The sequence below is a fragment of the Peribacillus muralis genome, assembly GCF_001645685.2.
GTDB classification, from domain to species: domain Bacteria; phylum Bacillota; class Bacilli; order Bacillales; family DSM-1321; genus Peribacillus; species Peribacillus muralis_A.
Genome location: NZ_CP017080.1, coordinates 687,568 through 710,256, shown reverse-complemented (window position 1 = coordinate 710,256; position 22,689 = coordinate 687,568). Strand labels below are relative to the sequence as shown.

General features: G+C 39.1%; 26 protein-coding genes. 14 read left to right on the top strand and 12 right to left on the bottom strand.

Going from position 1 to position 22,689, the window contains the following annotated elements:
* Positions 1-287: 287 nt before the first annotated feature.
* From ABE28_RS03395 to ABE28_RS03365, 7 genes are all read left to right on the top strand, one after another.
* The gene (locus ABE28_RS03395; protein ID WP_064463872.1) at positions 288-872 is read left to right on the top strand and encodes a YjgB family protein; all 585 of its coding nucleotides are present in this window, start codon (positions 288-290) and stop codon (positions 870-872) included.
* The gene (locus ABE28_RS03390; RefSeq protein WP_064463874.1) at positions 869-1,054 is read left to right on the top strand and encodes a hypothetical protein; all 186 of its coding nucleotides are present in this window, start codon (positions 869-871) and stop codon (positions 1,052-1,054) included. Before ABE28_RS03395 ends, ABE28_RS03390 begins: the two co-directional genes overlap by 4 nt.
* Positions 1,055-1,383: 329 nt before the next feature.
* On the top strand, positions 1,384-2,208 hold the full coding sequence (locus tag ABE28_RS03385) for an amino acid ABC transporter substrate-binding protein (RefSeq protein WP_064463876.1): 825 nt from the start codon (positions 1,384-1,386) through the stop codon (positions 2,206-2,208).
* On the top strand, positions 2,192-2,896 hold the full coding sequence (locus ABE28_RS03380; RefSeq protein WP_064463878.1) for an amino acid ABC transporter permease: 705 nt from the start codon (positions 2,192-2,194) through the stop codon (positions 2,894-2,896). The genes ABE28_RS03385 and ABE28_RS03380 overlap by 17 nt, the downstream gene beginning before the upstream one ends.
* A gap of 29 nt (positions 2,897-2,925) precedes the next feature.
* A complete protein-coding gene (locus tag ABE28_RS03375) occupies positions 2,926-3,666 on the top strand; it encodes an amino acid ABC transporter ATP-binding protein (protein WP_064463880.1) in 741 nt (246 codons plus the stop codon).
* Between the two features lie 251 nt (positions 3,667-3,917).
* On the top strand, positions 3,918-4,625 hold the full coding sequence (locus ABE28_RS03370; protein ID WP_064463882.1) for a response regulator transcription factor: 708 nt from the start codon (positions 3,918-3,920) through the stop codon (positions 4,623-4,625).
* Positions 4,622-6,049 (top strand): sensor histidine kinase, encoded by a 1,428-nt coding sequence (locus tag ABE28_RS03365; RefSeq protein WP_064463884.1) that lies wholly within the window; start codon positions 4,622-4,624, stop codon positions 6,047-6,049. Before ABE28_RS03370 ends, ABE28_RS03365 begins: the two co-directional genes overlap by 4 nt.
* 54 nt (positions 6,050-6,103) lie before the next feature.
* Here the strand turns inward: ABE28_RS03365 and ABE28_RS03360 are convergent, their stop codons facing one another.
* The 6 genes from ABE28_RS03360 to ABE28_RS26010 form a co-directional block, all read right to left on the bottom strand.
* Positions 6,104-6,463 carry a YxeA family protein gene (locus ABE28_RS03360; RefSeq protein ID WP_064463892.1) on the bottom strand — a complete coding sequence of 120 codons (360 nt, stop codon included), beginning with the start codon at positions 6,461-6,463 and terminating at the stop codon, positions 6,104-6,106.
* Between the two features lie 5 nt (positions 6,464-6,468).
* Complete coding sequence (locus ABE28_RS03355; RefSeq protein ID WP_064463894.1) at positions 6,469-8,379, bottom strand: ABC transporter permease; 1,911 nt, start codon at positions 8,377-8,379, stop codon at positions 6,469-6,471.
* Positions 8,366-9,133, bottom strand: a complete 768-nt coding sequence (locus ABE28_RS03350) for an ABC transporter ATP-binding protein (protein ID WP_064464208.1) — start codon at positions 9,131-9,133, stop codon at positions 8,366-8,368. The genes ABE28_RS03355 and ABE28_RS03350 overlap by 14 nt, the downstream gene beginning before the upstream one ends.
* A gap of 186 nt (positions 9,134-9,319) precedes the next feature.
* Positions 9,320-9,610, bottom strand: coding sequence for a DUF3817 domain-containing protein (locus ABE28_RS03345; RefSeq protein ID WP_064463896.1), 291 nt, complete (start codon positions 9,608-9,610; stop codon positions 9,320-9,322).
* A 195-nt stretch (positions 9,611-9,805) separates the two neighbouring features.
* Entirely contained in the window at positions 9,806-10,870 is a 1,065-nt protein-coding gene (locus tag ABE28_RS03340) for a C45 family autoproteolytic acyltransferase/hydrolase (RefSeq protein ID WP_064463899.1), read from the bottom strand.
* 186 nt (positions 10,871-11,056) lie between these two features.
* Positions 11,057-11,452 carry a TetR-like C-terminal domain-containing protein gene (locus ABE28_RS26010; protein ID WP_373921316.1) on the bottom strand — a complete coding sequence of 132 codons (396 nt, stop codon included), beginning with the start codon at positions 11,450-11,452 and terminating at the stop codon, positions 11,057-11,059.
* A gap of 45 nt (positions 11,453-11,497) precedes the next feature.
* Between ABE28_RS26010 and ABE28_RS25415 the strand changes: the two genes are divergently transcribed.
* On the top strand, positions 11,498-11,677 hold the full coding sequence (locus tag ABE28_RS25415) for a hypothetical protein (protein WP_064463903.1): 180 nt from the start codon (positions 11,498-11,500) through the stop codon (positions 11,675-11,677).
* A gap of 467 nt (positions 11,678-12,144) precedes the next feature.
* On the opposite strand, the gene ABE28_RS03325 is transcribed toward ABE28_RS25415, so the two are convergent.
* Positions 12,145-12,486, bottom strand: coding sequence for a hypothetical protein (locus ABE28_RS03325; RefSeq protein WP_064463905.1), 342 nt, complete (start codon positions 12,484-12,486; stop codon positions 12,145-12,147).
* A 431-nt stretch (positions 12,487-12,917) separates the two neighbouring features.
* On the opposite strand from ABE28_RS03325, the gene ABE28_RS03320 reads away from it, so the two are divergent.
* Together ABE28_RS03320 and ABE28_RS03315 are read left to right on the top strand one after the other, a co-directional pair.
* Positions 12,918-14,285, top strand: a complete 1,368-nt coding sequence (locus ABE28_RS03320) for a hypothetical protein (RefSeq protein ID WP_257390692.1) — start codon at positions 12,918-12,920, stop codon at positions 14,283-14,285.
* Between the two features lie 107 nt (positions 14,286-14,392).
* A complete protein-coding gene (locus ABE28_RS03315) occupies positions 14,393-15,232 on the top strand; it encodes a helix-turn-helix domain-containing protein (RefSeq protein WP_064463907.1) in 840 nt (279 codons plus the stop codon).
* Positions 15,233-16,276: 1,044 nt separating this feature from the next.
* On the opposite strand, the gene ABE28_RS03305 is transcribed toward ABE28_RS03315, so the two are convergent.
* Complete coding sequence (locus tag ABE28_RS03305) at positions 16,277-16,918, bottom strand: hypothetical protein (protein ID WP_064463911.1); 642 nt, start codon at positions 16,916-16,918, stop codon at positions 16,277-16,279.
* A gap of 472 nt (positions 16,919-17,390) precedes the next feature.
* Between ABE28_RS03305 and ABE28_RS03300 the strand changes: the two genes are divergently transcribed.
* Positions 17,391-18,278: a hypothetical protein gene (locus ABE28_RS03300; protein ID WP_064463916.1), complete on the top strand. Its 888-nt coding sequence runs from the start codon at positions 17,391-17,393 to the stop codon at positions 18,276-18,278.
* 4 nt (positions 18,279-18,282) lie between these two features.
* Positions 18,283-18,528, top strand: coding sequence for a hypothetical protein (locus ABE28_RS03295; RefSeq protein ID WP_064463918.1), 246 nt, complete (start codon positions 18,283-18,285; stop codon positions 18,526-18,528).
* 222 nt (positions 18,529-18,750) lie between these two features.
* Here ABE28_RS03295 and ABE28_RS03290 read toward each other — a convergent pair whose 3' ends face one another.
* Positions 18,751-19,572 carry an Ntn hydrolase family protein gene (locus ABE28_RS03290; RefSeq protein WP_064463920.1) on the bottom strand — a complete coding sequence of 274 codons (822 nt, stop codon included), beginning with the start codon at positions 19,570-19,572 and terminating at the stop codon, positions 18,751-18,753.
* Positions 19,573-19,840: 268 nt separating this feature from the next.
* Between ABE28_RS03290 and ABE28_RS03285 the strand changes: the two genes are divergently transcribed.
* Both ABE28_RS03285 and ABE28_RS03280 read left to right on the top strand, forming a co-directional pair.
* The gene (locus ABE28_RS03285; protein WP_064463922.1) at positions 19,841-20,287 is read left to right on the top strand and encodes a hypothetical protein; all 447 of its coding nucleotides are present in this window, start codon (positions 19,841-19,843) and stop codon (positions 20,285-20,287) included.
* Between the two features lie 15 nt (positions 20,288-20,302).
* Positions 20,303-20,776 carry a hypothetical protein gene (locus ABE28_RS03280; protein ID WP_064463924.1) on the top strand — a complete coding sequence of 158 codons (474 nt, stop codon included), beginning with the start codon at positions 20,303-20,305 and terminating at the stop codon, positions 20,774-20,776.
* 115 nt (positions 20,777-20,891) lie between these two features.
* On the opposite strand, the gene ABE28_RS03275 is transcribed toward ABE28_RS03280, so the two are convergent.
* The 3 genes from ABE28_RS03275 to ABE28_RS03265 are packed head-to-tail and all read right to left on the bottom strand — an operon-like array spanning position 20,892 to position 22,568.
* Positions 20,892-21,875, bottom strand: coding sequence for a peptidoglycan-binding protein (locus ABE28_RS03275; RefSeq protein WP_064463926.1), 984 nt, complete (start codon positions 21,873-21,875; stop codon positions 20,892-20,894).
* Between the two features lie 59 nt (positions 21,876-21,934).
* Positions 21,935-22,192, bottom strand: a complete 258-nt coding sequence (locus ABE28_RS03270) for a holin (RefSeq protein ID WP_064464210.1) — start codon at positions 22,190-22,192, stop codon at positions 21,935-21,937.
* A gap of 19 nt (positions 22,193-22,211) precedes the next feature.
* Entirely contained in the window at positions 22,212-22,568 is a 357-nt protein-coding gene (locus tag ABE28_RS03265; protein ID WP_064463928.1) for a hypothetical protein, read from the bottom strand.
* Positions 22,569-22,689 lie beyond the last annotated feature (121 nt).

Sequence of the window (22,689 nt, the reverse complement as noted above, 5' to 3'; positions counted from 1 at the left end):
CCTCTTCATCTTTCCTGTGAATGTACATTCGTAAACGCTTGCTGATTCGTAAAATTCCCATACATAATCATAATGACAAGCTGTGCCCGTTCATTTCCCATATCCCGGTACGTAAGGTCATTTCGGAACAAGCTTAATTGCCATCGGACAGCGTTTTGGGAATATATAGCCCGACGAAGGGATAGTTCAAGCTTCATTGAAAAGCTTACCGAATCAATCATCGATTGCCGATAAAATGTTTCATGTATAGATATTGGTGGAAAAGGATGATATAGGAGGGATAAGAAATGTTATCTAAAAAACCAGTAACCAGAATGCTTAGTGCCGCAATTCTGACCGGTTCCCTATTAGGTGCAGGTGCATCCTTTTCAACTGAACCGGTTCAAGCCGCATCAACGGCGGAGGACTCCTCCAGCTTAGCGAAGACACACGCCATCACCACATTATATGAAATCTACAATAAGGCCTTTTCAGGTGAAATGCCTTATACTGCCACAGGCTTAAAAATTAATGAAAATGCCCAGAAAGATGTATACAATACGTTCGGGTCTCCTCCAGAACCAGGAAATGCCGATGAAACTTTTGACTTTTATCATGCTGAAATGGGACACCCGGGATTCGCCTTCGCTTATAGTGAAGACAAGATCATTTCCCAAATCAGGTACTTTGGGACAAATGTAGAGCGAGATCATAATCTAGGAAGCATCACTCCTAAAGTATTGGGTGAACAACTCGGCAGTGCCGACCAAATCCGACATATTTCAAGTACGGATGAAATCAACTATATTTACAAGACGGGTGATTATGAACTTCAATTCATAGTTGGCGAAGATCAAACCGTCAATCATGTCAACTTATTGGAAGATAAATGAACGTAGACAGGTACAAAAGAATAGCAGTTGCAGGTTGCCGGATCTCGGCAGCCTTTTTTCTTGAATTGATTGAAAAACAAAAAAATTCACCGCGAATAGATGCTTTTATCCACGAATGTGGCGGTTTATCTGCCATATTGATGCTTTTATCCACGAATTTGGCGGTTTATCTGCAAAATTGATGCATTTATCTACGAAATCGGAGATATATCGATTTTTCGACAAAACCAAGGGCCAGACAAGCAGATCCGCCACCGTGTAAATATATCGCGCAATAGTTTTGCGTTAATATGATTATTTGGCGCACTGCGTTAGATAAATCTCCTTCATAATAGAAACTAAACGGATTTTCACGCAATAAAACGAATTCGTTCCTCTGTGTGAAAATCCGTATAATTCATCAAGATTCATTCACACTAATGATATAAGTTATTTTCATTGACTTTTTTCCTTTTCTTGTATAGTATCACAGAGTATCAATCCCTATCAGATTACTAGGAGGTCTACCGAAATGAAAAAAATGGTTGCACTTTTATCGCTATTGTTAGCTTTCACGGTTGTACTTAGCGCTTGTGGTTCAAATACAAAAAACGAGGCAAACAATACCGACAATAAATCTTCTTCACAAGAAAATCTTTACGATAAAGTTAAAAAAGATGGCGTATTAACAGTCGGAACTGAAGGTACATACCCCCCTTTCACTTTCCACGATGATTCAGACAAATTAACTGGCTTTGACGTTGAAATTGCTGAAGAAGTGGCAAAACGCCTTGGAGTGAAAGCTGAATTCAAGGAAACACAATGGGACGGCCTGTTTGCAGGATTGGATGCGAAACGTTTTGATATGATTGCAAACCAAGTGGGCATTAATGATGACCGTCAAAAGAAATATGATTTCTCGGATGCCTATATTCAATCAGGTGCCGTTCTGCTTGTACACAAGGATAATAATGACATTAAATCATTCCATGATTTAAAAGGTAAAACTTCGGCACAATCTTTAACGAGCAACTATAATGACCTGGCTGAATCTCATGGAGCAAAAGTTACCGGCATCGAAGGGTTTTCCCAAAGTGTTCAGCTTATTGGTTCTAAACGGGTAGATGCCACGATCAATGACAAATTGTCTTTCCTTGATTATAAAAAGCAGCATCCGGATGCGCCAATTAAAGTGGCCGACGAAGAAGAAAATGGAGCTGCAAGTGGTTTAATGTTCAGAAAAGACAGCGGCAAATTAGTGGATGAAGTAAACAAAGCATTAAAAGCGATGAAAGACGACGGTACTTACGCTAAGATCTCAGATAAATGGTTCGGTGAAGATGTTTCTCCTAAGTAATATTTTCAATGACCCTGAGCGTTTGAACCAGCTTGTTTCCATCGCCCAAACCTCCCTCTATCCTATGATAGAGGGAGCTATTCAAAAAACGATTCCACTAACACTAATTTCATTTGTAATTGGCCTTTTTCTCGCTGTGCTTACAGCATTGGCTAGATTATCTTCCATCAAAATCTTTCAAATAATTGCACGAGTATATGTGTCAATCATCCGGGGGACACCATTACTCGTGCAATTATTCATTATCTTTTATGGATTGCCGAACCTTGGCGTAACCATCAGCCCTTTTATTTCGGCTATAATCGGATTTTCACTAAGCGTTGGAGCATACGCTTCGGAAATTATCCGGGCTGCGATTTTATCAACACCCAAAGGGCAATGGGAGGCTGGCTATTCAATCGGAATGACATATACCCAAGCCCTAAAGCGAATCATCTTGCCGCAAGCTGCCCGGGTATCCATTCCCCCGCTTTCGAATACGTTCATCAGCCTTTTGAAGGATACATCGCTTGCATCACTGATCCTTGTTACGGAATTATTCCGCAAGGCGCAAGAAATCGCAGCAAAAAACTATGAATTTCTGCTACTGTACATGGAAGCGGCCGCCTTATATTGGATTTTTTGTACAATCTTATCTTTCATACAAGGAAGCATCGAGGACAGGCTTAATCGCTATGTAGCAAAATGAGAACCACAGCAGTTAAAGGAGATTTTAATATGATCAACATTAAGAATCTTCATAAATCATTTGGTGACCTTGACGTATTAAGGGGCATCGATTTGGAAGTGAAGCAAGGGAAAGTCATCGTATTGATCGGTCCTTCGGGTTCAGGTAAAACAACCTTTCTTCGGTGTTTGAATCTCCTTGAAGTGCCTACGGATGGGACGATTGAAATTGATAAAACGGTGATGGACTTCAATAAGCCGGTCAGAAAAAAATCGATTACTTCTTTCCGCAGTTTGACTGGGATGGTTTTCCAAAGCTATAATCTCTTCCCTCACAAAACAGCTCTGGAAAATGTAATGGAAGGTCCCGTCATTGTAAAGAATATAGCGAAACACCAAGCGAAAGAAAAGGCAACTGCCTTGCTTACAAAGGTTGGCTTAGGAGAAAAAATTGATTTTTATCCGTTTCAATTGTCCGGGGGACAGCAGCAGCGTGTCGGCATCGCAAGGGCCTTGGCCATGGAGCCGAAGGTCATGCTATTCGACGAGCCTACCTCGGCTCTTGATCCCGAGCTAGTTGGGGATGTGCTGCAGGTAATGAAAGACTTGGCGAAAGAAGAAGGCATGACAATGATTGTTGTCACTCATGAAATGCGTTTCGCTCGTGAGGTTGCGGACGAAGTCATCTTCATGGATGAAGGAAAAATAATGGAACGAGGAACACCCGACCAAATTTTCACCAATCCGAAAGAAGCGCGCACACGTAAATTCCTCAATCTGATTCAAGGGTAATATAGTGAGTATTTCGCCAAAATCCCCCATTCTTTAAATGGGGGATTTTGACGTTTCAGCAATTATAGAGAGGCTTGGACTTGTTTATGCCGGGAATGATAATTCTGAAATAGAACTAATGCAATATGGGAAGGACCGCGCCCGATAATGAACATGCATACAATGTCCCAGACTAAAAAACACTACAGATACCTTTAATACGAACTGCTGGTACACTATACTGTGGAGAGAGATGATAAGGAGGGAGAACCATGTCCGAACAGTGGATTTTAATTATCGACGATGAAGAAGATTTGGCACGTCTCATGGAGACCGTTCTACATAAAGAAGGCATCGCCAATATTGTGAAGGCAGGGACGCTTGCAGACGGATGGGCCAGGTTCCAAGAACTTGATCCCGCCCTCGTCTTACTCGATATCATGCTGCCTGATGGCGAAGGGTATGATTTATGCAGGCGTATTCGTGAAGTGTCCAATGTACCGATTTTATTTTTGTCGGCAAAGGATGAGGAAATCGACAAACTTTTAGGGCTGGCGATAGGCGGCGATGATTACATTACCAAGCCGTTCAGTCCGAAGGAGGTTGCTTACCGGGTGAAGGCTCAATTGAGACGAGCCGGTTTTACAGAAGAAAAACACGTCCCTAAGAATTTGCAGGTTGGTCCTTTTGAGCTTAGTGCAAATGAAACGGAAGTGAAAAAGGATGGCCAAACAATCGAACTCACCGCTAAAGAAACCGGACTGATGGGCTGCTTCATGCACCATCCCAATCAGATTTTAAGCAAGGAAACCCTTTTTGAGCATGTTTGGGGCGATGAATTTTTTGGCTCCGACAATACCGTGATGGTCCATATTCGCCGCTTACGCGAAAAAATTGAGACAGATCCCTCAAAGCCAGCTTTTATCATAACCGTGAAGGGACTTGGATATAAATTGCAAACCAAGGGCAAACAAAGATGAAGTGGAAATTGACACGGCGTTTTTTGGGATCCGTTGTGACAATCGTAGTGATCGTGGGGATTGTGAATATCATCATACTAGTATGCTTGCTCTTATATCATTTTAAGACACAAGAAGAATCAGTGGAAACCTTTAGCAGGGGCTTTTCACGATATATAAAACTACAAGATGGCAATCCGATCGTAAATGAAGAAGGTTTGAAAATACTGGAGAAAAAAAAGGCGTGGATACAAATTTTGAACGGAAAAGGCGAGCAAGTTGCATCCTATCATACGCCGGAAAGTTTGCAAGCTGCGTATACGCCCGCCGAAATAGTTCAAATGTATAAGTATAGGGAAATTGACGCTGAGACGACCGTTTTTGTAGGTGAAGCACATGATTTCAGCTATTTTGTAGGAATTAAAGATCGTGGAATAGGACGATATGTATTTTCCTATAATTACGTTCACATCATAAAGTATCTCAACATCATCCTTTTACTATTTTTAACCGTGGATATCATGATTGCTTTAGTCATTGGATTCTTATTTGGAAAAAAATTAACGAGTCCCCTCCACATATTAATAGAAGGAATACAGCAGCTGCGCGAGCGACGATTTAAGAAGATGGCCATACCAAAAGGCGTCTATGAAGACGTTTTTCACAATATGAATGAACTATCGGTAAAGTTAGATGAATTCGAGAAGGAACGAGACAAACTGGACCGCATGCGTGAGGAATGGATTAGCAACGTATCGCATGATATGAAGACACCGCTTGCTTCCATTCATGGTTATGCAGAATTGCTGAAAGATGGAGCAGCGAATTTAACACCGCAAGAATTATTTGAGTATACAGCCATCATCAATAGACAGGCCATTTATATGAAGGATTTATTGGACGACCTCAATCTGACGATGCGCCTGCGCAATCAACAGCTTCCTTTACAATTCCAAGAGGTAGATCTGGTCGTATTTATTCGTGAGCTGATGATTGAGTTTCTAAATGATTCACCCTACGCAGATCGACAAATTGAATTAGAGGCAAATGTGAATAAAGCCCTGCATCCTGTGGATAAAAAATTAATGAAACGGGCCATCCTTAACTTCATCTATAACGCACTTGTGCATAATGAGGAAGACGTCGTTGTCACCATCCGTATTGACGCGCTTCATCCATCGCTCGATCATGAAAAGAAGTCAAGCAATATGGCCTCTTCTCAAGGTTTCCACACTAGTATTACCATTGCCGATAATGGATACGGCATTCCTGCAAAAGATGTAGCGCAGGTTTTCGACCGATACTACCGAGGAACGAATACCTCCAACACACATGGAACAGGTTTAGGTATGGCCATAGCAAGGGATATCATCCTTGCCCATCATGGCAATATTGAATTGTCCAGCATTGAAAATAAGGGAACGACCATTACGATTCTTTTATAATCATTCATCTTACAGAGAAAGGGCTGTCCACAACTTACGGACAGCCCTTCTTTCCTATTTGAGTTTTTCTTGTGCCTTCTTAGGAATCTCCTCGAATTTCACTTCATCATAGGAAGATACCTTATCTTCACCCTTCACGTACACTTTCAAGTAGGCATCTTTCCGCAGATTTTTTTGTGCTGTGAATTCAAGCGGCTCCGTTTCACCATCAGCATTTGTTGCCTTCAATCTATATGAATAAGAAGTCATCACCGAACCATCACCCAATTTGGTATCATGCTTTGTCCCATCCTCCGTAATTTGTACATAATAATGGTCTGCATTCATTCGGTTAAAGTCGATTTTGGTTAGCGCGAAGGCACCAGCCGCCCCTATCAGGAATATGATCCCCGCTACCGTAAAGAATTTTTTCATTTCAATCACCCTTCTGTTTTATTATTTCGTGTAATGATGCGATTATAAGAAGCTACCGTTAAGATATAATACAGACCGTAGATGACTGTATAAGCCATCATCCAGATCATCACAGGTTTTGCCAAATCCATCATCAATAAACTAGAAAATGCTTTTAAAGCGACAGCACTGTGGCATAATCCTGCTGCCAATGGCACAAAGAAGATGACGACCACTTGCATGGCAATCGATTTCCGCATATCCATAGAGCTGACGCCCATTTTGTGAAGCATATTGTATTGTGATTTATCTTCCTCCGCTTCAGTCAAAACTTTAAAGTAGATGATGCTTCCTGTCGCAGCTAAAAAGACAAGACCAAGAAAGCTGCCGATGAAGAGCAATGATCCCACGCTTTCGAGGCTGTTCTGGAAGTCTTGGGGAGCACTGGAAAATAGCGCTTCTTCAGGAATCTCCTTGGAAATTTCCCGAGATATATCTACAGAAGCCTTGTCCATGCCAATGGCACGATATGTTAGCGTCTCTCCAGCCTTTTGCAACGCTTGAAATGTATCACGAGATACGACCACCGTGATGCCCGCCGTCCCTGCATTTAAAACCGTTTGAGTCTTATATCCTTGAAATATGATTGCCTCGTTGGTTTCTGTCGTGATGGTCTTTCCCTTGTATTCGGGAGAGAACCTTTCGTCAAAACCAATATCGAGAATGACAGCATGGTCATCCATCACACGAAGCACTTCCTTGCCTTGGATTGCCGCCAGCCGGTTGTACGTTTCTTCGTCGATAACCGTGTAAATTCTTTGACCTGAACCATCCAAGTCATTTAATTCTTTCGCATTAAAGGTGACGGACAGTGCTTCGATCGCTTCATCATACTTTGCATCAGGCAAAATGGCGCTGACCTTGCTATCAAGGTTTGCATCAGTTTGCCGATACATGAACGTATTCGGATCAGCGTTCAAAACCTGATCGTTCGTGTTGTAATAAAGTCCGTATACCGCACCGCCTGCCGTTACCGTCGTAGCACTTAACACAGCAATCACGGTCAGTGTACGTGCATTGCCCCGAATCCGATAGAGAAGCTGTGAAACTGTCACTATATGAAGACCTTTCCATAGCCATTTTTCATTTTTCTTGATCAATGTCAACACAAAACCTGTCACACTATGGAACAATAAAAACGTACCGACAATAACTGTGGTCAATATAATGAGGACAGTCATTACAAAGCCGATTTCCTCCCATACTTTGGAAGTGAAAGGGTCCTGCAGCGCCAGCCAATACCCGCTGCCGATCAGCAAGATTCCAAGAATGGCTATACCCATCGATGGCCTAGGGACCGCTTCCCCTTTTTTTGAAGCGTGGAATAAATCAATCAATTTAAATTGATAAATTAAACGATAGCCCTGGAATGATGTCACCAAGAAGATAAGGAGGAATACGATGGCTGTGTTCAAAGCGGCCGATCCCGAAAATGTAAAAGGTGCAATGGCATCATAGCCCATTAAATAAATCAAGATCGTCATGAAGCCCTTCGAACATAAAAAACCCAATACAATCCCCACGACTAATGAAACCAAGCCTAATAATAAGTTTTCAAAAAAGAGCATAAAGCCAATTTGACGATCACGCACGCCAAGCAATGCATATAATGCGACTTCCTTTTTACGTTTTTTCATGAAAAACGAATTCGAATAAGCGATGAAAATGGCTACGAAGAAAACCAGGATGACTGCCGCCGCACTCATTAGTGATTGCATATTTTGGGATGACTCCGTTTTTTCCATAATCGTATCGCTGTATTTCAATGTCACGAATGTAAAATAGATGATGATGCTAAAAATCATGGATGCGATATATAAAAAATATTGGGATAGGTTTCGGACAATATTCTTTCTTGCCAGACTAAATAACGTCATCTACCTCACCTCCAATGGTTGCAAGGACATCGATGATTTCTTGGAAGAACGCTTTACGTGTTTGGCCACGACGATGAATTTCCTTGGAAAGTGTACCATCCTTGATGAAAATGATACGCCTGCAGAAGCTTGCCGCATAAGCATCATGTGTCACCAGCATGATGGTGGATTGATTATTCTCATTTAATTCACTTAAGCTTTCCAGTAAATCAGTCGCTGATTTCGAGTCGAGCGCTCCTGTCGGTTCATCAGCCAGGATCAAGGCTGGCTCAGTTACAAGCGCCCTCGCTGCGGCTGTTCGCTGTTTTTGTCCACCGGAGATTTGGTACGGATATTTAGCTAATAAATCTTCAATACCAAATACTTTAGCAATGCGGTTCACCGAGATATCGATTTCTTTTGCTGGCATTTTAGCAATAGCCAGTGGCAGCAATATATTTTCCTTCACGGTCAATGAATCGAGCAAATTGTAATCTTGAAAGATGAATCCAAGATTATCACGTCTGAAATCCGTTAAATCGGCCCCCTTCATGTCGTGAATGCTTACATCTCTCATATAAATTTTGCCTTCAGTCGGTGAATCAATCGTTGCCAGCATATTAAGCAAGGTAGATTTTCCTGCTCCTGATGGCCCCATGATTCCCACGAACTCCCCTTCATGAATGTCAAAAGATATATTCTCGAGCGCCGTGTAAGCAGCGCTTGACTTCCCATAAGTCTTTTTGATATTTTCCACTTTCAGTAATGGTTCCATTTTTTTCACCTCATCATGATTGTTGATATTCATACTATATAAGCTCATCCTTACAGCACATTTATGCCAACCTTACAACAAGCTTACATCCATAAAAAAACGCCTTCCATTGAATGGAAGGCACCTTCTGGAAATCGCTTTATAAGGAAAAATGACGATTGAGGCCTGCGTCGCCATATGGGGTGGTTAACTTTGCTTCAATACCTTTCGATCGATTACAAAATTCCCAAACGGGATAAATGAAACGATGAAGATCAGTGCCATTTTAATAAAGGACCACTTTGATCGAATGCTAACATAAAGAAGTAAAAGGCCGAACACGATGAATAAGAAACCATGGATGCTGCCCAAAATGAGAGTCGCTTCACCAATATTCAATATGTACTTAATCGGCATGCCGATAGCCAGCAAGAGAACATAAGAAATCCCCTCTACTATTGTAATGAATCTGAACCATCCAAAAGCTGTCGTAAACATTCGCTCATCCCCTTATTCATTGTTCAAGTACGATTGTTATCCAAAATATGTAACATCATCATATAATATTACTGAACTAACCACCAATAACTCGTACAAAAAACGATTGCCAGAATCAATGCATGTAAAAGGCCCAATCCAAGGATCGGGCCTTTTACATATAAACGTGATCCAACACAGGACAAAAAGCATGGCTCAATTCCGGAACCAATTCGCTCCCTCATCCATATGCACGAAGGGAATATCCGTATCGATTACACCCATGATCCGATCCAGCGCAACATCTTCTCCCTGAAGCCACTTCGCAAAATCGATGATGGTTGGCTCCTGATTGCCCCCTAAAGCAATCCAGGCCTTCAAGTCCTTCGGCAAATAAGCGGACGTATGAATCGTCCCCGCCCAGCTGCTATATAAATCCGAAAAAACACCTTGGTTGGAATCATTGAACAGGCGATATGCCTCGTAGGCAGACGTGAGGCTCCCTTCTTGTTCTTGAATGATCCCCAATCGGCGTTTGGAATCGATCAGATGGTGACGATTTTCATTTTTCATGATCTCAAAGTGATTGGTACAGGCATTTGCCGTGCGCACCTCCACATTTCTCGGAGATGTTTCCACAATATAGGTACTTCCGCTTTGATCATAGACGACGTACGTGAAAGAATGACGGTGGGGAATTTCCTTCAACATTGCCACCGCTTCCTCTACGTTCGCACATGATTCAACGATCAGCCTGCCAATCATGCAACAAATGAAACCATCTCCAGGATTTTTTCGATTCATGAAGTTATACCCAATCACCAAGCCCTTTTCATTCATCGCATCCATCCTTCCAGTCCCCCTCTGGCTTGGGCCGATGCTTGAATATCCTTGATCGGTTGGCTCGTATAACACATAACGTCCTTCATATGTCTTTGGATGGTAATCATAATTGCGAATCAGATAATCATCACCCGTCATGATCGAGCATCCAGATCGAACATAATCCAATCGGTACCCTCCGAATTCTTGGAGCACACGCTCCATTGGCCATTTCAGCGCTTCCTGCATCCCAAGCAATTCCTCCCACACACCAGGAGCGAACTGTGTAATCGCCCGCTTGACCTCCCCTTCCTCAACCGTAAATCGCGGCTGCCTGATTTTCCACTGATCTTCACGATTCTTTACCGTTAATGAATCCTTGAACTCCTCCCCCTGCATGTATCCAAACTCATAATGCGTTCCCCTAAATTGTATGATATCGCTATATACTTGCTTCACGGCTTATCCCTCATTTACATTAGTTGCTATTCAAGTTAAGAATACTTGATGTATGGTTGAAAATAAAGAAGTTATGCCTTTACATTTATGTAACAACCGAAGCTTTGCAAAAGCGGTACATGATCCATGATTCGCGAAATGCTTATGAAAAAAAGGAATATAAACAAACAATACCCATCATTTATTCTAACTAGGATTACTACTGATATTTTTGGGACTGTAATGATGGATTTTTTGATATTGATCTGCAATGTACGTTGAGGGAATGTGAAAATTGTGCTCAACCCAATAAGATATCAATCCTATGAAGGAGTATGCCTGAGTTCGGGCATATATGGATGTATCGATTTTTTCAAATGATGAATCTATAAAGTTCAATTCCGTAAATACAACCCTTTCAACAACTTCACAGAGCTTTTCCCGAAAACCAAGAAAAGCATTATCACTAAATAATAATCTGAACATCTCCGAGTTATTTTTCATATAATCAAAAACCTTGATTACATGTATTGGCAAGTTCCTCCTTCCTAAATCACTCAACTGTTTATACGGTTCTCTAAAGGCTAGAAGAAATCCATCCACCTTTTCTTCGATAATTTCATTAATCGAGGATTCTTTATCCGGATAATGAGCATAAAAAGTCGCACGATTGGGGGTGAAAGCATCGAGGAAAACGGTGGACAAGCAATCGGAGTAGTTGCGAATGTTGCAAAACATGCCATGATTAATACGACAATGGATGCTTTTAATTCACTGGATATCCTTGTAAATAATGCAGGGATAATGGATAACATTACACCTGGCTGATTTAACGATTTTAAAACAATCGGAAACAGTGAGAGATTATTCCATAGATTAGTTGTCTTAATGGGAAATGAAAAAGAAGCTTGCAACCTGGAAAATAGATATTTCAAGGATTATTTTATAGCCCTTTCACATTTAGGATATTTAGAATGACAAGAGAACAGCAAACAATTGGTGAAAGTATCTTTTCCATCCTTCTTAGCAAAAGAAATATCATGAGCTTCCTTAAACTTTGATAAGGTCATTTCGGTGTTTTTAGTCCTTCTTTTAAAACTAAGCTGGCCCTTACTCAAGCGAGTAAGGGCTAGCTTAATTCAAATGGAGAAGGTCCTAGACTGAAGACAAACTTGAAACACTCGTAAACGTTAGTCGCGCTCCTTGTATGGTTTTTAACATCATTTCTTTATAACGATCAGCACTATTTAAAAGCTATTGAGCCTGTATATATGGTTCCCTATCAAGAGTCTAAATCATTGATGTAAAAAGGTGACCTGTGAGGCTGAATTCCCCGATTCTTCGCCATATTGTTCCACCACAAACTTAACATAGTCATCTTTGGAAAGGCCGATAGGTAACCCGTTGATTTTATCGACGGGAATCTTCTTAGGGTTATCAAGGTTCGTATAGCCATTATCATACCAAGCTAGAGCTAGAGATTTTAAATCTTTATAACCATAGTAGTCTAATTGTCCTTCAATCTCTACGCTTTGAGCTGAACCCTTCTGTTCTGGTACTTCTCCCCACATTCCACTTGTCATAATGCCTCCAGTCACTGTGAAAACCGTTAGTCCTGATACTAAAATTTTTAACATATTAACTCCTCCTTTTTAATGGTACTAATTAATAGACGTTGGAAAAGAGCATAAAGTTTTCAAAAAAAAGGGAATGAAAAACTTATTTCCAAATATCAATCAGCACTTAGAGCCAATCTCTTAACTTACGTTAAAAACCACTTTTCAAAATCAGAAACCTAAAGGAAAGCTCCTTTCCATATCACACACACATTTTTGTCCAAGTCCAATGATATAGTGACTATTGAGCTTGTTCCTTTCCTAATTGTTACCTGGCAGTTTCGAGAAAGGAGTGATATTTTTTGGTTAGTACATATTTAAAGGCCATTTGCTAACTTCAAGGGAATAGTAACTAAACTAATGAAGGTTCACCCATAAATTCTTCAAACCAATCACCACCGCGATATCCCTTCATAATCTGTAACTAGGCACATTTATGAGGGGGACGAATCATGGGACTGGAGTTGTCTGCACTCCACTGGATTTATGTTGTATTCATTGCATTGATCATTGGATTTATGGTAAAGCGTCGGGATACGACCCTCATTTGCATCATTGGAATTTTCCTATTGGCGCTGGTGGCTACAGGCAGTTTAGCTTCGTCCATCAGCGGGATATTCAACAGCTTCATTTTCGCCATCACGGAATTAATGTCCACGATATTGATCATTTCCATCATTGTCGCCATGAGCACGGTGTTGACCAAGTCTGGAATCAATGATGTCATGATTGCACCTTTTGCGAAATTCATTAAGAATCCTGCCCTCGCCTTTTGGATAATTGGAATCATCATGATGATCATATCATGGTTTTTCTGGCCCTCACCGGCGGTTGCCTTACTTGGCGCGGTCCTGCTTCCCGTAGCTTTACGAGCAGGTTTGCCGGCACTCGGCGTGGCGATGGCCATGAACCTATTTGGCCACGGTATAGCGCTATCAGGGGATTTCATCATTCAAGCTGCACCCAAACTGACGGCGGATGCAGCTTCGATTCCAGTCGGTGATGTCATCGCCGCCAGCATTCCCCTTGTGATTACGATGGGGGTTGTCACTACCCTCTCCGCTTTTATCCTCTTGAAGCGGGATATGAAACTTGGAAGAATCAAGGCAACGGAAAATGTGGGCATCGTCCAGGATCAAGCAGAAAGTGAAGAACTGCTCACCCTGGTCCAAAAGAAGTTTTTTGCCGTATTCATTCCACTTGCATTTCTGCTCGATGTGGTGGCGTTGTCGATTTTGAAGCTGCAGGGCGGAGATGCGACGGCGTTGGTTGGCGGTACGGCGGTTTTCATTTTACTGATTTTATCTCTTTTTGCGCATAAACAGCAGGGCCTTGAAAAATCTACGGCCTATTTGATTCAGGGCTTTCAATTTGGCTTCAAGGTATTCGGACCGGTCATCCCGATCGCTGCATTTTTCTATTTAGGTGATTCCGGCTTCAATCAAATCATCGGAGATTATTTACCAAAAACGTCGCTCGGCATCGTCAATGACCTTGGTGCCGCCTTAGCGGCCGCTGTTCCTCTGACGAAGGAGATCGCCGCCGTAACATTAACCGGCATCGGTGCCATCACTGGCCTTGATGGTTCGGGCTTCTCTGGCATTTCTTTAGCCGGTTCCGTTGCCAAACTATTTGGCACGGCCATCGGCAGCGGAACCGCAACTTTGACTGCGCTGGGACAAATCACTGCGATTTGGGTCGGCGGAGGCACACCTCCATCGACTAAAAACATTCCTTGCGTCTACCGGAAAACACAAAAAAGCACAGCGTGTATAAATAGTGTTGGACCACTAATTATACCGTCCGCCTACTCACGATAGGCAAACACTTGCTGTACCCTTAGATGTAGTTTATTACATCATGGGTTTCTTAGCAACGGTTTGCTCACCCAGGGCCGTTGCTTTTTGTTGTCTAAGGAGACTGCAAAATGAAGAAACGTATTGACGTAATATCAAATGAAGAATCATATAACAACCTATCTTCTTTCACAGTTATTGAAGAATTAAATAAAACCGTACGAGTTTACAGGGACGTCATTCGTGTGGACATTAAACGTTCAGATGTACAATCCAGACTAATTGCATTGTTGGAGCTTTTGAAGCGTCATAGCTGCAAGCAACTTGGTGTGAGCTATATGTGTAAGAATACAATTGCAGCCAAGCTTGAAATTTCTTATAAAACTGTTCAACGTTTAATGAAGAAACTTGAAGAACTCGGCATGATCCGCCAGGTACCTATGAAGAGGAAAAGTGATATGATGCAAACAGCTAATGCTATTATCATTCAGCCTGTAAATGATGAAATGACCGGCAAGAACCCTGTGAAAATGACCAAGAAGTGTCCGGCCATTAAAACAACTACATCTTTCTTAAAACAAAATATTAAAAACAATAAACGTAAAGCCGTTACTCAATTCTCTCATGTGGATAAATCTCTAGAAAACTCTTTAAACAAAGCAAATTTTGTAGCCCATTGGGTTCCGGGTCTATTTAGTAATCTAGTAGGTTCTTTCTACGAAGAAGCTGAAACTATACAAGAGTTTTGGAAGGTAATTAGGCAGTGTAATAGAGTGGTTGATTATTCTACTAACAAAAGAGCATTCACAAGGGATCAGGAAATAGAAATCGGCACTAAAGCGTTCAAGGAATTTGCTATGAAGGTGAAAAGTGGAGTGAATATGCGTAAAGGACAATTTGCTTACTTCAACGGGATTGTGAACAAGCTTATGAATGATCTTTACTTTGATGCTGATTTTATAGACAATTAATTGCAGATAAGGTTTTTTCTGGCCATGGATCATATTTCTTATGGAACTAACGGGGCAGGATAGTTCATTAAGATGTATCACGCAGTTGACGCAAACTGTGCGGTAACTAAAGGGCTCTGAACTGAATATAATCTTTTACAGGACCTAGGGGGATACAATTGAAAACTTGGGAAATGATTAAACGATCTGTACAAGGAGATATTTGGTATTCGGAAACTTTAGGTTACTCGATCATTCAAACTTCTAGAGGATTAGTTTCACTAAAATCAAAATTCCATTCAATAAAAGCATCAAATAACTTTTTGAGAGCTACTGACTGGAAAAAAATCAATAAGGACCATTAATTACTTGGTTTAATGCAGAGTACTACTGGGCTAACACTTTAAAACTATTAAAATGGATATTAAATAACTGACCCTAAACCTAACCCTATCCCAAAAAAGGTAACTATTGCGGAACAAGAATAGTTACACAAACCAAATTATATAAGAAGCTATTCGGGAGTTTTTTAGTTCCATCGAAAGTAAAGATGCACAGTTCGAATAAACAGTAAACAAAAAAAAACAGCCTATTGGCTGTTTTTTTATATGTTCCTTATAACCAAGCGTGAAAAGAAGGAATTCATACGAGACAAAGCCGGCTGGAATGGGAAGCACCTCGTCAAAAATGAAGAAAGGGAAATCCCGCCATTAGAAGTGGGGTTTCCCTTTCTCTATCCATAACTCGTCGTCCGGTCCCTTCTCCTTCTTACTCTGCTTGTAAGCAAGGATGCTAACAACAAGCAGAGTAAGAAGGAGCGATTCATACGGACCCTTTCTGGAGTAGCCTCCGTCACTAGGGAATTCGATTTAAATATTCCCTCTTTTTATTCGAGTCTTTTATTTTTTTAATAACCAAATAAAAATTAATAGTAGAACAAGATATGCTACCATATATCTTTTTTTAAATTTTATTTTTTTAGAATAAAATAGATAGATATATATAAAACTTAAAATAATAAAAAATAATAGAAACAAATTAAAGATCATATAGACACCACTTCATTTATCTAGATTTAACTTTATATGCTAAAGCCCAAGTCATATCGACTATAACACCTTTTCCTTTGTTTTTCGATTTCATTGATTTGGCCAGTTTCCCGCAATAGGCTGACGTTAAGCCCACACCCCCTGCTATAGGAGGAAGCAATAAGTATGCAGCCCCAATAAAAGCGATATCGATTCCTGCATCCTCTAATTGGCCCACTGTTTTTTTTGTTTGGGCATTAGTATATGTCGCGCGTTCTCCCCACCAAAATTTTTTGGACGTGTAGCCTTTACTAGCAAATGTTGTAAACGATTTATCGATGATGGATAAATCATCATTTACTTCCACTTGCCCATTTGCCACTTGCTCATTAATTTCTTCAAAATATTCTTCCAATAAATCTACTTTATATTCATTATATAAATCTATTGGAATGTCACTGTCGACATATAAAAAGCCTTGCGCATCTTTATGTATGTAAGATTCTATTTCTGAAATTAATGTTGTAGTATCTTCAACTTCTGTGGCATTTGGTACTTCTGTAATTTCGTTTGAAGAGTTTTCACTTGCATGAGCAGTAGTTGTTAAAGATCCAAAAGTTCCGCCTACGGCTCCTAAAGCTAGCATTGTTGCTACCCCTAGATTAATTGTTTTTTTCATCTTTTTCATCACCTTATTATTATTTTTAAATATTGGTGTTTATTTAAACACATATATCAGTATAACATAAAATTGGTATTTTTTATAAAATTAATCATTTTAACAATAAAATAGTATTTTAGTACTTATTTGGATCTGTTTTTAAAACGAATAATTTTCCTTTCAAGAAAGGATTGATTTCAATTTTTCAATAAAATGATGATTTTCTTCAATTAACGGATGCGTTAGTTCCATAGTATAAAATTAGGAGACCATAATATCAAAGGTCTCCTTTTAATATTAGCTAGAAAGTAAGTACGCAACTGGAGTTATAGGATTTTTATCATTACAAATCTCAATATGGATAAATATGAGAATATCCTCTAGGATTGAAATAGCTTACAGACAAGCTAAATTATTAGGTGTGAAGGTCGATGATTTATATGAAGACAATGAAGACTGATCACATGATAAAGTAGATGGAGGGAAAGCAATGTTGGCGTTTTTAGGATTACTTTGTATTGTGGCTACTATATTTTTTATTATTGCCGCAGGCATATCAGCTATTAGAAAAACAGGGAAAGTTAAGAAAATGTTATTGTCATCGGCCGGGTCATTCATTTTACTTTTTGTTGTTGCATTTATCGCAGTAGCCATTGAAGATGCAGAATCTTCGGTAGTACCAGAAGAGAAAACAGCAAAAATTACAAAGGGGGAATATAACAAAATTAAAGAGGGTATGACTCTTGAAGAGGTTAAAACCATCGTAGGTGGAAAAGAAAAAAGCCAGGATAAATTCGATGATTTTGTTGAATATAATTTCGATGGTGAAAATGGTGTTGAAAATGATGCATATGTAATATTGGACTTTACTTATGATAAAACAGTAGAAACGAAATTTGAGTATGGACTATTATCACCTCGGGATGATACAGAAGTATCGACGGAAGAAGATACGGAAGAGTACACTACAGAGGACTTAAAATATCATATAGAGTATCAACTTACCGAAGATAATGATTTTAATATTGTCAATTTAGAGGTCAATGAACATATGGGGACCGATACGGAAGACGATAATATTGTTATTCTTACACTTTTGGGAAGTGAAAATCTCACGGCTAAGATGACAGCCAATGGATTATTTGAAGATAGCAATGTAGTATTTCAAAATTTGTTTGAAAATACATATGTAGAAGAAGCTGTTTTGTTTTGGCAACTCCCTGTTACGGATTCAACTGGAAACACATCAGATCAAAATGTACTAAAAATCAGGCTGACCAGAAATACATTTGAAAATATAAACTGGGAAGATTTCAATTCTCATAATTATAAGATTGTTGCAGAAGATTATGAGGAATTGATCCAGTTTCCGGAGTAATATTATGAATATAAATATCAAGGTTTATTTACAATCAAATAATACGAAATTCTTAAAAAGTGGAAGCTTTCCCGTATCGAATTCTGATTTTAAAAAAGATCCGGATTGGGCAGCCGCTATTGCAGCTTATGAATGGATTCGGGAGATTAAAATGAGTTTTTCCATTAGCGAGGACTTTAGAATTGATCAGGTAATTTATAACGGGGAAAATGACATTACGGAGTTAGTTAGGACAGTCAGGTCTATTTAATCAAAAAACAAGCCCTTCTCAAAATGAGAGGGGCTTTTAATTTTTATTTATATTTTTGGCTATAAGTGGTTGCACATGTTTGATTATTAGACCTAGTATTATTTTTATAGTTTATCTCACTAATTTTAGAATAGATATAACTGCCTGATTGTTGTTGATTTCTTTGATTTGTTTGATTAGCATTTATTAATTTGGGGTTTAAAGTTTTCAAAACAACATCTCCTAAAAATTATAATCACTTGTAAAATATAATTTCCTTTTAGCCCATTTGAAGCCTTCATGTTTGGTAATTGAAGCAATTTCAATAGGACCACCAACTGATTGATCACCTGCAGTATATGTGGAGAATTTTGCAGTCATATCAATAAGGAAATCTGCTAAATCTATTGCATCCTTTATAGGCATAGGTGCATTAATAATTGGAGAAGATATCTGGTTACCAACTTGAGCCATAATAATGTCAACTTGATCCTCAGGAATCCCAGTTGACAAAAGAACACTTTGTAATTGCATAGAATACCCATTGACCAATCTGGATATTGCTTCTGGTTGACCTGCCCATTTCATTCCAGTATGATCTTGGCTTGAAAGTAAAAATGGCTGATTTTCTATCATGCCGTTTAATTCAACTCTCCATTCTTCCGCATAACTAGCATTTGCAGAATATCCAGAAATGGTAAAACCCGTATAAGGTCCATTACCTTTCAAATGAGAATATTCATTCTTATACTTTTCAAGTATAAAAGAATGAAAAGTATTTGCAAGGTCCTCTAATGTATAATGATTTTTATCTATTTTGTCTTCCCCAGTACTTATTAATTCCCGATAATTCTTTACAATTGTAGCTATAGACTCTTTGCCAATACTACCATTACCCCAAGTTATTAAACCAGCAGGGATTTCTTTGTGTAACTGTAACACTTTATTAGCATTATTGTATACCCTCTTTAATTCCTGCCCATTGTGATACTCAGTGATTGTAGTTGCGCTATCAGCAGCTAAAACAATTCCATCATTTATTTTTATTGATAATGCGATTGTCATTATATCCCTCCAAAAGTGAATAAAACTAATTCTATAGTATTGGTTTGCTCGCATTCCAGAAAGATTCTTTATACCTATAAAAGGAAAATATTAGTTAATACCCCCTTTTAAATACCTAGTTTCCACAATATTGAAACCATATAATTGCTTGAATTAAAAATGCCACCTATCACTAAGAAAAGGGCTTCTGTATTATTTAAGTCCATATATCCTTTTGCCTAAAGAAATGGTATATTAAGAGAATAGTACTTTTGTGGAGGCAAAAATTTTGAAGTCTATCAAGTGCATAGTGTTAGTGGCAAGTTTATTTCTTATAAATTATGTAGGTGGCGTCCCTGGGGATTTGAAAAATTTGTTTATCACCCATACAATTTTCCTTACTCCTTACATACTAGAGCTACACAAATTTCTACTTGTGAAGTTTGATAATATAGTTTATTGGATAGTAAGAATTATATATGGTCTTGGATGTACAGTATTAATAACAAATATCTTAGGTATTTTCGGTATATTAACTATGAATGCAAAAAAGAGTTTTGTAATTAATAAGGATTATTCATTGCCAGTACCATTCTCAATTGGTTATGATAGATATATATTAATTGCCACACTAATCTATGTAGCAATATTTATGGTTACTATTTTATTTGACCATTTAGTATACCTTCAAGTAAATGCCAATAAAGAGGAAAGTGAAAAAGAAAATATAGCTTGAACGGAGGGATTATACATGTATTTGATAGGTAATGTATTAATTGCTTTATTATTCGCGGTTTTACTTTTCGTATTATTTACGTTTGTTAATGTTCATTCATTTAGCAAACATCCTTTTACTAGCTTCTTTTTAACATTGAGCTTTTTGTATCTATTTTTAATCATGCCTTTTAAAGGAACAAACAAAATATACAAAAGCAAGAATAAAATCATGAAGAGTATTAAGAAGGATCGAACTCTATCTTCAGCAGATAGGCATCAAATTGAAAAAATTATTAGTAATAAATTAAAAATATTTTATGTTTTGTTTAAGTCAGGAGCGTTTTCTTACAATGAATTAATGTTAGAACTTTCTCAATGGTACTTAAATAAACCATTCAAATTCAAGTTAAACATTAAAATTAAAGTAACCAAAGCAAAACACGAATATGAAAATGCTTATATTAGTTCATTGCAAAAAGATTTAAAAGAGGCTGTGGCATTTGCTTAAAAAGATAGAGTCACTCATTAGAGTGGCTTTTTCTATAGTTAAAACAGCAAAAAAAAAGCCCCTACTCAATGCGAGTAAGGGCTCAGTCGGAGTACTATATAAGCTCTATTTCAATTTAAAACATACGGTTCCATGTGTCAGGACCAACTCGTCCATCCTGGCTTAAACCATGCCTTTTCTGATAAGCTTTAACGACTTTCGTAGTTTTAGGTCCATATTTACCATCAACGTCCTTTTCAGCCATTCCAGACGCGCGCTGGACACGTTTTATATCGACTTCTTTCATTCCTTTCGCGCCTTCCTTCAATACAATCCCTGGGTAAGGAACAATCGCCTTCGGTGTAACTTCCACTTTTATATCTGGTTTTATGACATTTCCAGGTTTCGCTACAAAATCTTTTGCAATACCGAAGTTAATTTTCTGACCAATTTTCAATTTGGTTGGATTAATACCAGGGTTTGCTTTAATTAAGTCGGCCACCTGTACGCCTCCAGTACCATCCTTATGTGCAATGCTCCATAAGGTATCACCTTCCTGGATGGTGTAAACATCTGGAGCAGGCGCTGGTTTGGTTGGTGTTTTGGCACCTTTCCAATCAAATGCTTCTCTGTAGTTGTACTCACAGCAGGCTTTCCAGCTATAACCTGGCATTTCATTATGAGCTTTATCGTATTGGCCGATGCCATCTTTAACAAGCGCAGCGTGGAGTTCCGCGATACTTGCAAGGGTAGCTTCGTCCATGGTGTCGTATCGGTAATCACCAGCAACGCAGATCCCTAATGAAAATTGATTGCTGTCCCCCACATGATAAGTCCGGTTGTTAATATCGTTTGAATATACAATTCTAGCCCTTTTTCCGTTTGGAGTATCAATTAAATTCTTAGGCTCAATAACCAACGCATACCCACATCCAGGCCATCCTAGTGTACCCACATGGTAATCAGCAAAGCTTGCAGCATCGGAGCCCGCCAAATTCTTTTTGGTTAAAGAATGGTGCCAAACACGGTGAGTGATAGCTTTTGTGCGTTTTGAATAAGTACCCTTTGATTTTAATTTACCTCTCATATCAACCAATTGTGGAAGGTTTGTAAAGTTCATTTTCCATCGTCTCCTTTTAATTTAAAGTCGTAATAAAAAGCCGCCCGATGATGGGCAGCTTATCTTGAAGATCCTTCTCTTTTAGCAACTAACTCATAAAGACCGGTACCTCCTAATCCTGCAAAAGCTCCGGCCCATAGCCTTAAAACTAAATCCATATCTGTGAAAGGAAAAGCAACAGATCCTACCGCAAGACCAATTACCAAGCTTAAGATTGGCAGTACGTTGTTTGGTAAGGTTACGGTCTGTTTTACCACCTGTACGGCCCCCGCGACGATTGGTGCCAGGAGCGTTGTAAAGATTAAAACCTGTTGCATGACTTCGTTATCCATGTGATCAACCTCCAAATGTATTTGTAATTTCTCCCCAAAATGCAATAACAGCTGTAAGAATTCCTACGAATCCTCCTCCACCAAGTAAACCTAAAACAATTTCCTTTCGTGAACTTATCTTTAACTTAGAAACTTCCCCTTTCGTTTCTTCTTGCTTAACAGTAATCCCCAGGCTGTGCTCGATTAATTTATTAAGTAAATCTTTCTGATCGCCCGAGGATTTAAGGACTACGTTTTGGATCTCCAATTGTCCCTTTTCCATGCTGCTAATTTTATTGATGACCTCGCCATAATTGGTTTCTAATTGTGATATACGTTGCTCATGATTGTCTAATCTTTGTGGCATGTCCATCTCCTCCAATGTTCATGACCCCCTTTAACATGAAAATTCTCTCTCTGTATATATGTCTAGGATGAAATTTATAAATAGTAAAAAGCCTTCCCTTATTAAGAGCAGACTTGGATGTATTGCTGATATCTAA

Coding starts and splice junctions, on each gene's coding strand:
- ABE28_RS03395 (WP_064463872.1), top strand. CDS start 288: ATGTTATCTAAAAAACCAGTAACCAGAATGCTTAGTGCCGCAATTCTG.
- ABE28_RS03390 (WP_064463874.1), top strand. CDS start 869: ATGAACGTAGACAGGTACAAAAGAATAGCAGTTGCAGGTTGCCGGATC.
- ABE28_RS03385 (WP_064463876.1), top strand. CDS start 1,384: ATGAAAAAAATGGTTGCACTTTTATCGCTATTGTTAGCTTTCACGGTT.
- ABE28_RS03380 (WP_064463878.1), top strand. CDS start 2,192: ATGTTTCTCCTAAGTAATATTTTCAATGACCCTGAGCGTTTGAACCAG.
- ABE28_RS03375 (WP_064463880.1), top strand. CDS start 2,926: ATGATCAACATTAAGAATCTTCATAAATCATTTGGTGACCTTGACGTA.
- ABE28_RS03370 (WP_064463882.1), top strand. CDS start 3,918: ATGTCCGAACAGTGGATTTTAATTATCGACGATGAAGAAGATTTGGCA.
- ABE28_RS03365 (WP_064463884.1), top strand. CDS start 4,622: ATGAAGTGGAAATTGACACGGCGTTTTTTGGGATCCGTTGTGACAATC.
- ABE28_RS03360 (WP_064463892.1), bottom strand. CDS start 6,463: ATGAAAAAATTCTTTACGGTAGCGGGGATCATATTCCTGATAGGGGCG.
- ABE28_RS03355 (WP_064463894.1), bottom strand. CDS start 8,379: ATGACGTTATTTAGTCTGGCAAGAAAGAATATTGTCCGAAACCTATCC.
- ABE28_RS03350 (WP_064464208.1), bottom strand. CDS start 9,133: ATGGAACCATTACTGAAAGTGGAAAATATCAAAAAGACTTATGGGAAG.
- ABE28_RS03345 (WP_064463896.1), bottom strand. CDS start 9,610: ATGTTTACGACAGCTTTTGGATGGTTCAGATTCATTACAATAGTAGAG.
- ABE28_RS25415 (WP_064463903.1), top strand. CDS start 11,498: ATGAGCATAAAAAGTCGCACGATTGGGGGTGAAAGCATCGAGGAAAAC.
- ABE28_RS03325 (WP_064463905.1), bottom strand. CDS start 12,486: ATGTTAAAAATTTTAGTATCAGGACTAACGGTTTTCACAGTGACTGGA.
- ABE28_RS03320 (WP_257390692.1), top strand. CDS start 12,918: ATGGGACTGGAGTTGTCTGCACTCCACTGGATTTATGTTGTATTCATT.
- ABE28_RS03315 (WP_064463907.1), top strand. CDS start 14,393: ATGAAGAAACGTATTGACGTAATATCAAATGAAGAATCATATAACAAC.
- ABE28_RS03305 (WP_064463911.1), bottom strand. CDS start 16,918: ATGAAAAAAACAATTAATCTAGGGGTAGCAACAATGCTAGCTTTAGGA.
- ABE28_RS03300 (WP_064463916.1), top strand. CDS start 17,391: ATGTTGGCGTTTTTAGGATTACTTTGTATTGTGGCTACTATATTTTTT.
- ABE28_RS03295 (WP_064463918.1), top strand. CDS start 18,283: ATGAATATAAATATCAAGGTTTATTTACAATCAAATAATACGAAATTC.
- ABE28_RS03290 (WP_064463920.1), bottom strand. CDS start 19,572: ATGACAATCGCATTATCAATAAAAATAAATGATGGAATTGTTTTAGCT.
- ABE28_RS03280 (WP_064463924.1), top strand. CDS start 20,303: ATGTATTTGATAGGTAATGTATTAATTGCTTTATTATTCGCGGTTTTA.
- ABE28_RS03275 (WP_064463926.1), bottom strand. CDS start 21,875: ATGAACTTTACAAACCTTCCACAATTGGTTGATATGAGAGGTAAATTA.
- ABE28_RS03270 (WP_064464210.1), bottom strand. CDS start 22,192: ATGCAACAGGTTTTAATCTTTACAACGCTCCTGGCACCAATCGTCGCG.